General features: G+C 67.4%; 12 protein-coding genes and 1 pseudogene. 3 read left to right on the top strand and 10 right to left on the bottom strand.

The genetic code is table 11. The annotated features are described in order from the left end of the window. From ADK65_RS31685 to ADK65_RS31710, 6 genes are all read right to left on the bottom strand, one after another. On the bottom strand, positions 1-852 hold an 852-nt coding region (locus ADK65_RS31685; RefSeq protein WP_234353021.1), incomplete at its 3' end, for an extracellular solute-binding protein. A 631-nt stretch (positions 853-1,483) separates the two neighbouring features. Continuing rightward, positions 1,484-2,218 (bottom strand): SDR family NAD(P)-dependent oxidoreductase, encoded by a 735-nt coding sequence (locus tag ADK65_RS31690; RefSeq protein WP_053674448.1) that lies wholly within the window; start codon positions 2,216-2,218, stop codon positions 1,484-1,486. Between the two features lie 34 nt (positions 2,219-2,252). Beyond that, the gene (locus ADK65_RS31695) at positions 2,253-3,359 is read right to left on the bottom strand and encodes an alanine racemase (protein ID WP_053674449.1); all 1,107 of its coding nucleotides are present in this window, start codon (positions 3,357-3,359) and stop codon (positions 2,253-2,255) included. Between the two features lie 122 nt (positions 3,360-3,481). Then, the gene (locus ADK65_RS31700; RefSeq protein ID WP_078956248.1) at positions 3,482-3,967 is read right to left on the bottom strand and encodes a RidA family protein; all 486 of its coding nucleotides are present in this window, start codon (positions 3,965-3,967) and stop codon (positions 3,482-3,484) included. A gap of 355 nt (positions 3,968-4,322) precedes the next feature. Next, positions 4,323-4,532: a DUF2180 family protein gene (locus ADK65_RS40030; RefSeq protein WP_053674450.1), complete on the bottom strand. Its 210-nt coding sequence runs from the start codon at positions 4,530-4,532 to the stop codon at positions 4,323-4,325. 264 nt (positions 4,533-4,796) lie between these two features. Beyond that, positions 4,797-5,477, bottom strand: a complete 681-nt coding sequence (locus ADK65_RS31710; RefSeq protein ID WP_053674451.1) for a GntR family transcriptional regulator — start codon at positions 5,475-5,477, stop codon at positions 4,797-4,799. 243 nt (positions 5,478-5,720) lie between these two features. On the opposite strand from ADK65_RS31710, the gene ADK65_RS31715 reads away from it, so the two are divergent. The 3 genes from ADK65_RS31715 (at position 5,721) to solA (ending at position 9,140) form a co-directional block, all read left to right on the top strand. Then, on the top strand, positions 5,721-6,401 hold the full coding sequence (locus tag ADK65_RS31715) for a haloacid dehalogenase type II (RefSeq protein WP_053674452.1): 681 nt from the start codon (positions 5,721-5,723) through the stop codon (positions 6,399-6,401). A gap of 171 nt (positions 6,402-6,572) precedes the next feature. Next, a complete protein-coding gene (locus tag ADK65_RS31720; RefSeq protein ID WP_053674453.1) occupies positions 6,573-7,976 on the top strand; it encodes an NAD(P)/FAD-dependent oxidoreductase in 1,404 nt (467 codons plus the stop codon). Between the two features lie 18 nt (positions 7,977-7,994). Beyond that, positions 7,995-9,140, top strand: a complete 1,146-nt coding sequence (gene solA, locus ADK65_RS31725; RefSeq protein WP_053674454.1) for an N-methyl-L-tryptophan oxidase — start codon at positions 7,995-7,997, stop codon at positions 9,138-9,140. Positions 9,141-9,165: 25 nt separating this feature from the next. On the opposite strand, the gene ADK65_RS31730 is transcribed toward solA, so the two are convergent. The 4 genes and pseudogenes from ADK65_RS31730 to aspA form a co-directional block, all read right to left on the bottom strand. Next, complete coding sequence (locus ADK65_RS31730; RefSeq protein ID WP_053674455.1) at positions 9,166-10,338, bottom strand: ROK family transcriptional regulator; 1,173 nt, start codon at positions 10,336-10,338, stop codon at positions 9,166-9,168. 61 nt (positions 10,339-10,399) lie between these two features. Beyond that, positions 10,400-11,479: a phosphotransferase gene (locus ADK65_RS31735; RefSeq protein WP_053674456.1), complete on the bottom strand. Its 1,080-nt coding sequence runs from the start codon at positions 11,477-11,479 to the stop codon at positions 10,400-10,402. A gap of 27 nt (positions 11,480-11,506) precedes the next feature. Next, positions 11,507-12,856: an aspartate aminotransferase family protein gene (locus ADK65_RS31740; protein ID WP_063788074.1), complete on the bottom strand. Its 1,350-nt coding sequence runs from the start codon at positions 12,854-12,856 to the stop codon at positions 11,507-11,509. A 139-nt stretch (positions 12,857-12,995) separates the two neighbouring features. Then, positions 12,996-13,164 (bottom strand): annotated as a pseudogene (gene aspA, locus ADK65_RS37665) (aspartate ammonia-lyase); the annotation flags it as partial.

Genomic DNA, 13,164 nt, shown 5'->3' on the forward strand with positions numbered 1-13,164 from the left:
ACGAGCCCACTCCAACCAGCGCTTGGTGACAGCCGACTCGTTCTTCAGCCACCACTCGACATCCGCGTCGAAACCCTTGTCGTAGTACTTCGGAGCACCCGCGGACGCATTGCGCTCCTCGTCCGTGAGCTTGGCGTAGGCCACCGGCGAGGACGGGTTCGACGGGAAGAACTTGACCAGGGCGGCCTGGCTCTCCGCACGCAGAGAGAAGTCCATCAACTTGTAAGCGGCGTCTATGTTGGCCGCACCCTTGGCGATGGCATAGCCCGAGAACTGACGCCGCATGCCGTTGAGCTGCCGCTCCACCGGCACACCCTGCTTCTGCAGATCAGCCAGCCGGCCGTCCCACACGGTGGACATCGTGACCTCCTGGCGGCTGAGCAGCACACCAGGCAGCGGGCCGCTGTCCCAGTACTTCTTGATGTCACCCCGCAGCCGGGTCAGCACCTTGAAGGCACGGTCCACATCCAGCGGGTACAGCTTGTCCATCGGGACGCCGTCGGCGAGCAGGGCGAACTCCAGCTCCGGCAGATCACCGTCCGGACTGACCATCGAACGGCCTCCCTTGAACACCTTGGTGTCCCAGAAGTCCGCCCACGACTCCGGCTTCCGCCCCCCGAACGCATCCGTGCGGTACCCGATGCACTGGCCGTAGAAGGCCGCGCCGATGGCATGGTCGGTGATCTGAGCCTCGGGGATCTTCGCCCTCTTCACGCTCTTGACCCGGTCGAGGTCCAGCTTCTCCAGAGCGTCCTGCTGGACGTACTTGTTGTGCGACATCATCGAGTTGTTGATCAGGTCGCACGTCGCACTGCGGCCGGCCCTGCTTGATCTGCGCCAGCAGCGGGGCATCGTCCAGGTTCAGCACCTTCACCTGGATACCGGTCTCCTGCGTGAACGGCGTATAGATCGCCTTCTGCAGCGCAGCACCGTACGAACCGCCGCTGTCACGGACGACCACCGTCTTACCGCCCTTACCGCCACTGCCGGCGACGGACCGGCTCGTACCGGTACCGCAGCCGGAGAGGGAGGGAAGAGCGGCGAGGGCGGCGAGGCCGCCTGCTCCGCGCAGGAGCGCTCTACGGCCGATCTGGGGATCACTCATGGCAATACTCCTTGAACAGGATGCATGGGACCAGCTGTGCGGGGGCTTTACCTCGCAGATGCGGGGGGACGGGGCGACCGACGCGGACGGAGGCATGGCCCGCTTGCGTTGCGGGTCGCTTCCGCCTTGGGCGCGTGTCCGCCGTGGATCGGAGTTCCCGGTGACCTTGTGTCGGGCGATGCCGGCTGGAAGACCGGGTGAGTGGGGGGGGAGCCTGAACCATCGCAGGTGGTGACCAGAAGGGTGGCGGCGGTTTCGATCAGCGCCGAAGTAAGACGCTCGTTCGTCACGCGGCAAACAGCGCCGGCCGAGGCGGAAGGCGTGACGGAAGGCAGGTCGTTCAGCCCATGGCTGAGGTGCTGACGCCCTCAGAGATGGTCAGGAAGCGGTGTATCCGCCGTCGACAGTCAGGACCGATCCGGTCACGTACGACGACTCCGACGACGCGAAGAAGAGCACCGCGTCGGCGACCTCTTCAGGGGTGGCGAGGCGTTGGAGCGGGATCGTGCTCTCGCGCTCGCGGCGGTAGCCCTCGGGGTCGGGCCTGCGCTGGAACGCCGCTGCGATGACCGGGGTGGCGGTCAGGCCCGGAGCGACGACGTTGACACGGATGTTGCGCGGAGCCCATTCGATCGCCGCGCCCTTGGCGAGCATGATGAGACCCCCCTTGGCGGCGGAATACAAGACCTGCCCGGACATGCCGACCATGCCCAGCCGTGAACTGACGCAGACGAACGATCCCCCTGCCTCGGGCATCAGCGGCGCGAAGTGCTTCATCACCAGGAACGCGCTGAGCAGGTTACTCTCCAGTACGTTCTTCGCGTCGTCGTAGGCCATCTCGGTGAGTGGACTGGTCGCCTGCAGGCCGTGGTTGAGGACGACGACGTCAACGGTGCCGAAGGACTCGGCGGCCTGCTTGGCCAGTTGCTCGACGAACGCCTCGTCATTGAGGTCTCCGGGAACATACAGGTCGTCGGGCTCAGCGCTGTCGAGTCGCTCCCTGCGCCCGGTGAGCAGCAGTCGCGCGCCCTCGCGCCGGAAGTGGGAACTCACTGCCTCTCCGATGCCACTGCCGGCACCGGTCACCAGGGCCGTGACGTTGTCGAGTCTCATGTAAGGCACTCCTGTACGGGGGAGGTACGTGGGTTCAGTTGAGGAATCCGCGGGCGTCGACCGGCCAGCGTTGCAGCGAGGTGCCGGTACTGTCGGTGACGATCAGTTCCTCGAAACCGAGGACGACGGGACACACGTGGTTGGGCACCACCGGTACGACGGTGCCGACGCTCGGGCGGAAGTCACCGTCCGGCAGCGGGAGGAACCCGTGGTACTCGTTGACCTTGGACAGGACCGCCTTCGTGCCGGCGATGCCGCCGTAGCCGATCTCGGGGCTTCCTTCCTTGCTGAGGGCCTTGTTGCCCACATCGATGATGACCTGGTCGGGGACCCAGTCGCTGACCACGGTGCCGGCAACGAACAGCGCGATCTGGTCCTCCGTGCAGGAGCCCAGCCGGGCATTGTTCAGATCGCCGAAGACGTACTCGCCGGGACGGATCTCGGTGATCACGCTGCTGGTGGAGAACTCGAGGGTGGGAGTGGAGCCGGCGCTGACCACCTCAGCGGTGACCCCGACGTCAAAGAGGCTGCGTACCGCAGTGGTGAGGGCGGTCTCCTGGTCCTGCGCGGCTCGTCGGCGAACGTCCGGGCCGGCGCCGCCATGACCTGGATAGGTGAAGACGCCCACCGGCACCAGACCGCGCTTGCGGGCGGCGAGCGCGAGATCGCCCGCAGCCTCGGGCGGCGCCCCGGAACGACGGGCACCACAGTCGACCTCGATCACGACCTGCAGCCGCTCCGGTTCGTCTCCCATCGCGTCGGCGAGGGCCTCGATCGCCGCGACGTTGTCGACACCGACTCGCAGCCGTGCGGACTCGGCGAGCCGCCGGATCCGGGCTCGCTTCGTTCCCGCGGCCCAGATCGGGTAGGCGAGGAAGATGTCGTCGAACCCGGCCGCGGCGAAGACCTCGGCCTCACCGACGTTTCCCGCGGTGATCCCGACCGCGCCGGCATCGATCTGGCGCCGCCCGATCTCCACACATTTGTGCGTCTTGACGTGCGGCCTGACCTTGAGGTTGTGCTGGTCGGCGAAGCCTTGAACACGCTCGATGTTGCCCTGCATGACGTCGACCAGCACGATCGGCGCGGGGGTGTCGATCCGCTCGACAAGAGCGTCGAGTGCTCGTTGCAGCCTGCTCACGCTGTTCTCCTTGTGGTTCTGTCTGATGACCGAGGGGCTGGGGGGCTGACTCCCCCTGGATGCCGAACGCCCTCGGCACACGAGGGACGCGCACACTTGCGCGCACCGCCGCCGGGGCCGCCCTACACAGCGGTGCAGACCATCTGGATCTCGACCGGACTGTTGAGCGGCAGGCCGGCGACACCGATCGCGGTGCGGGCGTGCCGTCCGTTCTCGCCCAGCACCTCGATGAGCAGTTCACTGGCCGCGCTGGCGACGTTGGACTGCTCGCCGAAGTCCGGCGTACTGGCCACGAAGACCAGCATCTGCACGATCCGGACCCGGTCCAGATCTCCCACCGCCTGCACAGCGGCTGCAAGCGCGTTGAGCGCGGCATGGCGCGCGAGCTCCCGGGCCTCCTCCAGCTCCACGTCCCGGCCGACAACGCCCTGCCTCAGCAACCATCCGTCCTGGTAGGGCAGTTGCCCCGAGATGTGGATGCCGGCTCCCAGGGCCCGGTGATGCACGTAGTACGGATTGTCACGCAGCTCGGGGAGGGTCAGGCCCAGGGCCTGGAGCCGATCGGAAGCCGAGCCGGTGTTCGCTGCCGAAGCCATGGACTGGCTCATCGAGCCACCTCCTCGGAAGGAACAGGCACGTGCCCGCACCAGCGGCCACGAGAACCCGTTTCGAATGGATCTTGATCATCTGCACTCGGCTCTCCTCACGAGTGCAGCAGCGACATAACACCTTTTGATGGCTTAAAAACGCCACCGTATTGTCGTTTGTCGACCATATGGCTGCCTGTCGAGCACTGTCAATACGAACTTCAACTTCATGACCCGCCGGCCATGGCTACAAGCTGAGGCCCGGACGCCGTGTCAACGATCCGAGACGGCGTCCGGGCGGGTCGAGAAGAGGTGCTCGGACGGGCAGCGCGCGTTCGGGCACCGACGGTGCGGTGCGACAAGCGCACCATGGGGGTCAGTGAGCCGTCTCGGCCATATCGCAGGTGTGGCACACCACCCTGCGTGCCGGGACGCGGCCGTACGCGGCGCCCATACCGATCTGGCGGGTGACCTGAGCCTGACGTACGCGGGCGTGGTTCTCACAGGCGGCCAGGCCGCAACGTGAGCAGACACCGATTCCGGTGGTGTCGCCGCGCGCCTCCTGGAGGCAGTCGTAGCACCTCATGTTCAACTCCGATCTCAGCCGGGGGCCAGGTGTGGCGGCCGGCCAGAACGAACAAACCCACCTAGGCCACGCACACCTACTCAAGGGGCTTGAAAACTATGGCTAAGTTTAGACATTGTCAAGACTGAGACTCGATCGCGGGCATGCTTCAGGGACCGCACCGGTCAAAGGTTGCGCAGACGGTTCTGATGTCGGCCGAGAGACGTGAGGCGTCGTCAGGGCAGCGGCCGACGGCGGCAGAGGGCACCCCTCACCGCCTCACGCTCACCGGGGCGTGCGCTCCCCGGGTTCCCCCGTCTGGGCTCCCAGCCCCATGGGGAAGTGGGCGGCCAACTCCTCACGGAACGCGTCGGTGTCGCCCTCCAGGGCAACCGCGGCCAAACGCTCGTGCTCGACGACCAATTGCTGCGGGTTGTCGCTGTAGGTGCGGTGATCGACACTGAGGTGGAGGCGCAGCTTGGTCTCCCAGCCGCCCCAGAGGCTCTGCAGGACGCCGTGCCCCGAAAGATCGTAGAAGAGCCCATGAAACCGGAGGTGCGCGTCGATGCTGGCCGGGATGTCGTCCTTCTCCATCGCACGGCGGAGGTCCTCGACGGTTTGCAGCAGCCGGTGCCGCTCTGAACCGCGCAGCGCTTCGGCCGAGAGCTCGGCGGCGTACGGCTCGACGCGCAGCCGGACGGAGTCGATCTCGGCGACCTCGCGAGCACTCACCTCTACGACGAACGCCCCGCGGTAGGGAATCTTGACGACGAGGCCTTCCTCCTCCAGCTTGGTCAGCGCCTCGCGCAGCGGTGACCTGCTGATGCCGAGGTCCGCGGCGATGTGCGCCTCGCGCAGTTGGCCACCGGGAGGCACGGTCCCGTCAAGGATGGCTGCACGCAGCGTGCGGTAGACGCCGTCCGGCGTCGTCATCCGCTGCTCCTGCCATTCGAACTTGTGGTCCACCCCGGGCCCTCCCTCGGCGCATGTCGACCACTTGGTCGTTTGTCGACTATACCTCTGGCGGTCGTAGCCACCTCTCAACTGGGCTGCCCGGCAGGGGGCTCTGTGAAGCCACGGCCCGCGCCCGGTACCGGCTCACGTCTGCGCTATTGACACCCGGAATCCATTTGGTCGACAATCGACCGCACGCAGATGGTCGACAATCGACCATAGTCAGACTGCTCCGCTTGAGCACCAGGAGGACCCATGGGATTCGACGCCACGCCCAAGTTCGTGACGTTCGACATGAACGGAACGCTGATCAACTTCCGCATCAACGACACCATGCGTGAGGTCCTGGGAGACCGGCTGCCGGCCGAGGTCGCCGAGGAATACCTGCGGATCTGCAAGGCGTACCGGATCGACGAGTGCACGGGCGCGTACCAGCCGTTCCACCAGGTCGTCGCGCGTTCCATGGAACGTGCCTCGCGCAAGGTCGGTCTCGAGTACCGCGCGGACGAGGCGCGGGCCGTGTACGAGCGCATCCCGACCTGGGGCCCGTACCCCGGTGTCACCGAGGCGCTGAACCGCCTGGCCGAGGCGGTCCCGCTGGTCATCATCACCAACAGCGACACCGCGCACGCCGTCCGCCTCGCGGAGAACCTCAAGGCCCCGTTCGAAGTCGTCATCAGCGCCGAGGAGATGGGCGTCTACAAGCCACGGCTGCGCGCGTTCGAGTACATGCTCGACAAGCTCGGCGTGACACCCGACGAACTCGTGCACGTCTCCGCGAGCCCGATGTACGACCATCGCTCCGCGGCCATCATGGGCATCGAGAACAAGGTGTACGTCGACCGCGGCTGGGAGCACGACGAGCACTGGCTCGGCTACGAGCGGATCACCGACATCGCCGACCTTCCCGTCCTCTTCGGCCTCCCTCGCCCCTGACGCTTTCACGGAGAAGCCGGCAGGACGTCGTCGGACGGAACGTGGAGCCGGAGACCGCGAAGGAGTCGTCCGAGTCCTCGTACCCCACCGGTGCAGCCTCCCCGTCGACGGCGGCTGCACCGCCCTCCCTCACCGGCCCGCACTGTTCCCAGACACAGAAGAAGGACACACATGAACGCCCCCGCGGCGCCACCCCGAAACGGAGACCTCGGCTTCTGGGTGACCCAACTCGTCGACAGGAAACCGTCGTTCCCCCGCTTCACGGGCCAGGACCGTGTGGACGTGGCCATTGTCGGCGGCGGCTACACCGGCCTGTGGGCGGCGTACTTCGCCAAGAAGCTCGAACCGTCGCTCTCGGTCGCCGTCTTCGAGGCCGAACAGGTGGGCTACGGCGCATCAGGACGCAACGGTGGCTGGCTCTCGGCGATGCCCCCGGGAAACCGCGCCACCTTCGCCCGCGTCGGCGGAGGGCTGGAAGCGAGCCGGGCACTGCAACAGGAGTTCATCGCCGGCGTCGACTCCGTCCTGGACATCCTCCAGGCCGAAGACATCGACGCCGACCAGCACAAGGGCGGCGCGCTGGTCGCCGCCCACACTCGGGCGGGATGGGGCCGGCTTGTCAACAGGCGTGAAACCGACCTGAAGTACGGGCTGGCCGAAGACGAGATCCAGCTGCTCGACCGGGACGAGTTCCGGAGCCGGATCAACATCTCCACCGTCCACGGCGGACTCTTCTACAAGCACTGCGCGCGGCTCCACCCCGCGAAACTCGTCTACGGCCTCGCCGACACCCTGACCTCCATGGGGGTCAGCATCTACGAGAGCAGTCGAGTGGACAGCGTCGAGGGCAAGACCCTGAGCCTGGCCGACGGACGTGTCTCCGCGGCCAGGACGTTCATCTGTACCGAAGGCTATTCGGGACAGCTGCTCGGCAGCCGGACCCTGATTCCCGTCAACTCCTCGATGATCGTGACCAGGCCTCTGTCCGAGGAGGCATGGCAGCAGATCGGCTGGGGCGGGCCCCAGTGCCTCAACGACTCCGCGCACACGTTCATCTACGCCCAGCGGACGTCGGACGGCCGCATCGCCATCGGCGGCCGCGGTGTCCCCTACCGCTTCGGGTCCGGTACCGGGGGCGCCGGTGCGACCGCCGGGTCCACCATCGACCTGCTCTCGCACAAGCTCAGTTCCTTCTTCCCGGGCATCCCCTTCGAGGTGGAGCACGCCTGGTCGGGAGTCCTGGGTGTCACGCGGGACTGGAACGGCGGCGTGCACTGGGACCCGGCGTCCGGGATCGGGTCGTCCACCGGCTACGCGGGACACGGTGTCACGTCGGCCTACGTCGGCGGCAGGACTCTCGTGGAGCTCGCCTTCGAGAGGGAGACCGAACGGACCGTCCTTCCCTGGGTCGGCTACCGGGCACGCAAGTGGGAACCGGAACCCATCCGCTGGCTGGGCGTGCACGCCATGTACCGGCTCTTCGGCATCGCCGACCGGTGGGAGGAGCGCAGGGGTTCCGGCAAGACCTCCCTGCTGGCGAGATTCGGCAGCAGACTCGCGGGACTTCACGAGTAGAGAAAAGGAACTGCTCTCATGGACGCAGAACTCGCAGTCATCGGCCTGGGCAGCATCGGAAGCATGGCCCTGTGGCAGGCCTCCCGGCTGTCCGACTCGGTCGTGGGCTTCGAGGCCGCCACCCCCGCCCACGGCCGAAGTGCCGCGGGCGGGGACACCCGGCTCTTCCGCATGGTCTACCTCGGCAGGCCCGACTACTACCCCATCATGGAACGCTCCCGCGGCCTGTGGGCCGAGCTCGAAGCGGAAACCGGGCAGGACATCCTCACCCGTACCGGGGGCCTGTCCATCGGGACGGCGAACGGCAGCTTCATCAACAGCCTCCTCGAGACGACGCGCAGCAACGGGGCCGAGCATCGCGTCCTCGGCCGGGAGGAGCTGGCGGAACGCTACCCCCAGCACAACCTCCGCCCCGACGACTGCGCCGTCTTCGACCCGCGCGCCGGCGTTCTGCGCACCGACCGCGCCGTCAGCGCCGCCGTCGCGGCGGCCCGGGCCAACGGCGCAACCGTTCTCCAGAACACACCCGTGGACGGCATCACCGAAACCGACCACGGCGTGGTGGTCACCTCGGGCGACAGCACCTGGACGTTCGAGAGGGTCATCGTCGCCTCGGGCGGCTGGTCCCGACGGCTCATGCCCGACCACCTCAAGGCCGTCACGGAAACCCATCGGATCGTCCTGACCTGGTTCGTCGCCCAGGACGGCAGGCAGTTCTCGCCGGAGAACTTCCCCGTCTTCAGCCGGCTGTACGGCGATCGCTCCCTGTACGGCGCACCCGCCGTCGACGGTGTGACGGTCAAGGCGTCGGTGGACGGACCGCTGGACGGACGCGGACGGGAGACTCCCGACCCGGGCTCCGTGCCCAGGGAACTCACCCCGCAGGAGATCGAGAAGGTCACCGAGATCGTCACCGACTTCCTCCCCGGCCTGGTCCCCACCATCGTGCGCTCCGACGCCTTCCCCGACCTTTTCACCGAGGACCGGCATCCGCTCCTCGGGTGGCTGGACGAGAACAGCAGGGTCTACTGCGCCACCGGATTCTCCGGAAAGGGCTTCAAGATGGCGACCGGCTACGGCTGGATCGCCGCACACGAGGCGCTCGGCAAGGAGACCGTCGACGGCCTGGGCTTCGTGCGTCCGAACCGGTTCAGGACCAGGTAGCCCACCCGGTTCCGCGCAGACCGGATCAGAACGCGGGCGCGGTCTGTTCCTTCCTCCGGCCCTGTGCGCGTGCCCTGAGCAGCGCGTGTTGCAGGCGATTGTGGGTCGTGGTCAGGCAGGCGTGCACGGCGCCGCGTGCCACCGAGAGTCCCAGCTCCTGGGAGACGGTCGTGATCCGGGGCACGGCCGGCAGGCTGCGTTCGAGTCGCTCGCGTACCTGAGGGAGCACCTCGTCCACCAGGGGGCGCAACCGGCCGACGAAGTAGACGGATTCGGGGTCGAGTGTCACGGAGACGATACTCAGGGCGGTCGTGACCGCTGTCGTGAACGCCCTGAGCATCTCCGCACGGGCTCGATGATTCCGGAACGTGAGCCACAGGTCCTCGACACGCTCGATGTCCAGACCGTGTTCACGGGCGAGCTTCACAAGCCCTGTGGTGCTCAGCAGTTCGTTGAGGGTGCGGTCGTCGATGCCCGAGGAGAGGGAACCGATGTCGCCGAAGGCAGGTGTACGTCCCCGAGCCAGTTCCCGGTCCCCGCAGGTGGCGAAGTTCAGGGTGCTGCTGACGCTGAACAGGGCGGCGTTATGGACGTTCGCGTCGTCCGCGAGCACCTGGAGCAAGGACGCGTTCGCGTCACTGTCGAAGGTCACCGGAGCGTCGAGGAACTCTTCAACTCTCCGGTGGAGATCTCTGCCGGAGAACGCTTTCATCGGATCGGCGGGCCGGAACACCTCGGCACCGTCACGGACGTGGGCGGGCAGTGCCACGACGACCTGGCGCAGGGGCCCTCGTGCGGAGGCACCGGTCCGCGCTATCAGGTCGGCCAGCCACCGGCCCGCCGCGGGGACGTCGTGGTGCTCGACCGTCGGGACGGCCACGTGTCCGATCTCGCGGCCGCGCAGGTCGGTCACCAGGACGCCGGTGGTCAGGGCGCCGAAGCCGACCCCCACGACGTGTCCGGCCGTCTCGGGCACGTCGAGGTACGTCGACGGACGGCCACGCCCGCCGACGGCGTCGACTCCCCCGTCCACGACGAACCCGTCGGAGCGCAGGTCTTCGACGGCCCGCGACACCGTCGCCTTGCTCAACCCCGTGAGCTCGATGAGCTTGTTCCGGGTCATCGGCGCATGGGAGAGAACCACGTCGAGGACTCGTGCCTTGTTGTAGTCGCGTGGTGTGGGGTTGATGCTGCTCACCTCATGACCTTAGCGAGACCGTACGCGGCCCGGACCGGCGAGTGTCGCCACCCGGGGGGAGTCAAGGCGCGCCATGGCGGGTGCTCAGCAAGCGGTCCACGATCTCCTGCATGGTGACATCCATGGCCCGTGCCACGTTGACCCAGTCGTCTCTGGCGTGTTCGAGCAGGTAGTCGCGGCGCTCCGGCACCCGCTCCGCGCGCCAGTGGGTGACCAGTGCGCGCAGTGTGAGGCGCGCCAGGGCGGCGACGGGCAGGAGCGGGAGTTCCGTGTCCTTGATCGGCCTGGCCCGCTCGTAACCCGCGACGAAGCTGCATGCCTCGCGCCAGGGATCCCGCGGTGTCCGGCCGAGGAGGTTCGCGAGGGACACAGCCGGGTCGAAGATCAAAGCGCTGCGCATGCTGTCACCGAAGTCGATCACTCCGGTGACGAAGCTGTCTGCCCGCGGGTCCACCAGGACGTTGTAGGGACTGTAGTCACCGTGAATCACTTGGGTCTCGAGGGCACCCAGTCTCGGAACGACGGTCCCGTGGAAGAGGCGGAACACCTCGTGAGCCAGCCGGCGGTGCGTGGCACCGGGCGTGTACTCGATCAGCTCCCGCAGCCGGTCGAAGTACCGGAGGTCCCACACGAGGCGCCGCTCGTCCGCCGGATGCCTGAACGACCGCAGGGCCAGATCCACTCGCCCCAGCATCTGTCCGGCCTGGGCGAGCTGGTGGTGAGTGGGGTTGGTCTTCGCCAGAACGGCACCTTCGACGAAGTCGAAGACGCGCAGGACCCGAACCCCGCCCTCGTTCCTCTCGATCGTGACGTTGTCGCTGCCTTCAGTGGTCTCCTTGACTCGCTGGACGGGGAGATGGGGAGCTTCGGCTTCGAGGTGACGCATCACAGCCGTTTGCAGTGCCACGACCGCTACCGCCTCGTCGGGCGGGGAGACCTTGACGAGATGGTCGGCTGATGCGGTCCGCAGCCGGAAGGTGTCGTCCTTCTCGGTCGCCAGCCGCTCGAGGCGGCCGCTCAGCCGGTAGTGCCGGGCGAGGAGGGCCTCCACGTCGCTCATCGCGATGGGCTCGTGGGACGAAGCCAGGCCGCTCTCCTCGAACAACTGCCGGGCGATACGTGCGGGGGGCGAGGTGTTCACCGTTCGGTCCCTTCGGCTTCCAGCCTGCTACAGGCGCGTCCGGGCGATCTCCGCGAAGGTTTCGAGGAATCGCGTGACGTCGGCCGAGTCGAAGGCCAACGGCGGTCGGATCTTGAGCACATTGACTGCTTCGCCGGTGCCGCTGATGAGGACGCGGCGTTGGCGCATGTCGTTGATGACGTCGTCGGCGCGGACACGATCGGGCTCCAGTGACTCCCGGTCCTTCACGATCTCGACGCCCACGTACAGACCGCTGCCGCGGACCTCCGCGACGTGGGGAGACTCGCGGGTGATCTCCTCGAGGCCTGCTCGAAGGGCCCTGCCGTGGTGGAGAACCCGCTGCTGCACGTTCTCCGCTTCGAAGACGTCCAGCACCGCGGCACCGGCGGCAACCGCGATCGAACTGCCGGCGAAGGTGTTGAAGTAGCGGACGTTCCGTCCGAACTCCTCGCACACCTCGGGTCTGAACACCACGCCGGAGATCGGCATGCCGTTGCCCATGGGCTTGCCCATGGTGACGATGTCCGGAAGCACCCCATGGCGGCTGAACCCCCACATCGACTCTCCGAGCCGGGCGAATCCGGACTGGACCTCGTCGGCGATGTACACGCCGCCCGCGGCATGCACCTCCTCGACCATGTCACGCAGGTAACCGGCAGGGTCGGTGAACAGGCCGTCGCTGGAGTGCGCGCAGTCGGTGATCAGCGCCGCGAGCCGGTAGCCGTGGCGTTCGAGGTCGTCGATCGCGCCGCGCACCTGGCTGCGCATGTGGTCGGGAAGCGAGGAACCCGGCGGGACGAGTCGCGGATCAGGGGCATCGACGAGCCGCACATTCGGCCCGAGCGGCGACCCAGCGCCGAGCGTCGGCGAGAAGCTCGCGACCTCGCGGGTGAGACCGTGGTAGGCCCAGCGCGTCACGATGATTCCCTCGCCACCCGTGTGGAAGCGAGCCACACGCATGGCCAGGTCGTTCGCCTCCGACCCGCTGCACGCGAAGCTGACCCTGGAGAGCGCTTCGGGCATGGTCGAGAGGAGGCGCTCGGCGTAGTCGACGAGCGCCTCCTGCACATACCGCGTGTTGGTGTTGACCGCCGCCATCTGGCGGGACACGGCCTCCACGACGTGCGGGTGTGCGTGACCGACACACGGCACATTGTTGTAGGCGTCGAGGTAGTCGCCGCCCTCTCGGTCGAACAGGTGAGCGCCTCGGCCGGAGACGAACTCGACCGGCTCCCGGTAGTTCAGCGCGTAGCCCGGGCCGAGCACGCTGTTTCGCCGTTTGACGGTGGACCGCAACCGCTCGGGCAGACCGCCGAGCGCCGCGGGGTCGAACCTGTTGGGGTAGTTGGCCAACGCGCGACTTGGCGTGGAAGTCATCAGCGAATCCCCTCCTTCGTGGCATCTCACCGCGATCGCTTCAGCTGTGGATGCTTTTGTTTCAGTTTCAGCCTGAAACTTATACCTCGTGTGGCTGGTACGGCAACCCTTGTGACGGTCAAACGTGCCCGCGCGTACCTCAGGCCAGGGTCGGGCCGCTGCCGGCGAGGACCTCGGGGCGCAGCAGGCCGGCGAGGGTCTCGGCGGGCAGCAGGCCCTTTTCCAGGACGAGTTCGGCCACGCCCCGGCCGCTGGCGAGGGCTTCCTTGGCGATGTCGGTGGCGGCCGTGTAGCCGATGTGCGGGTTG

Source organism: Streptomyces sp. NRRL B-1140 (assembly GCF_001280065.1).
Classification (GTDB): domain Bacteria; phylum Actinomycetota; class Actinomycetes; order Streptomycetales; family Streptomycetaceae; genus Streptomyces.

Excerpts from the sequence above, each read along its gene's own strand:
- ADK65_RS31715 (WP_053674452.1), top strand. The coding sequence starts at position 5,721 with ATGGGATTCGACGCCACGCCCAAGTTCGTGACGTTCGACATGAACGGA.
- ADK65_RS31720 (WP_053674453.1), top strand. The coding sequence starts at position 6,573 with ATGAACGCCCCCGCGGCGCCACCCCGAAACGGAGACCTCGGCTTCTGG.
- ADK65_RS31740 (WP_063788074.1), bottom strand. The coding sequence starts at position 12,856 with ATGACTTCCACGCCAAGTCGCGCGTTGGCCAACTACCCCAACAGGTTC.
- ADK65_RS31690 (WP_053674448.1), bottom strand. The coding sequence starts at position 2,218 with ATGAGACTCGACAACGTCACGGCCCTGGTGACCGGTGCCGGCAGTGGC.
- ADK65_RS31700 (WP_078956248.1), bottom strand. The coding sequence starts at position 3,967 with ATGAGCCAGTCCATGGCTTCGGCAGCGAACACCGGCTCGGCTTCCGAT.
- solA (WP_053674454.1), top strand. The coding sequence starts at position 7,995 with ATGGACGCAGAACTCGCAGTCATCGGCCTGGGCAGCATCGGAAGCATG.
- ADK65_RS40030 (WP_053674450.1), bottom strand. The coding sequence starts at position 4,532 with ATGAGGTGCTACGACTGCCTCCAGGAGGCGCGCGGCGACACCACCGGA.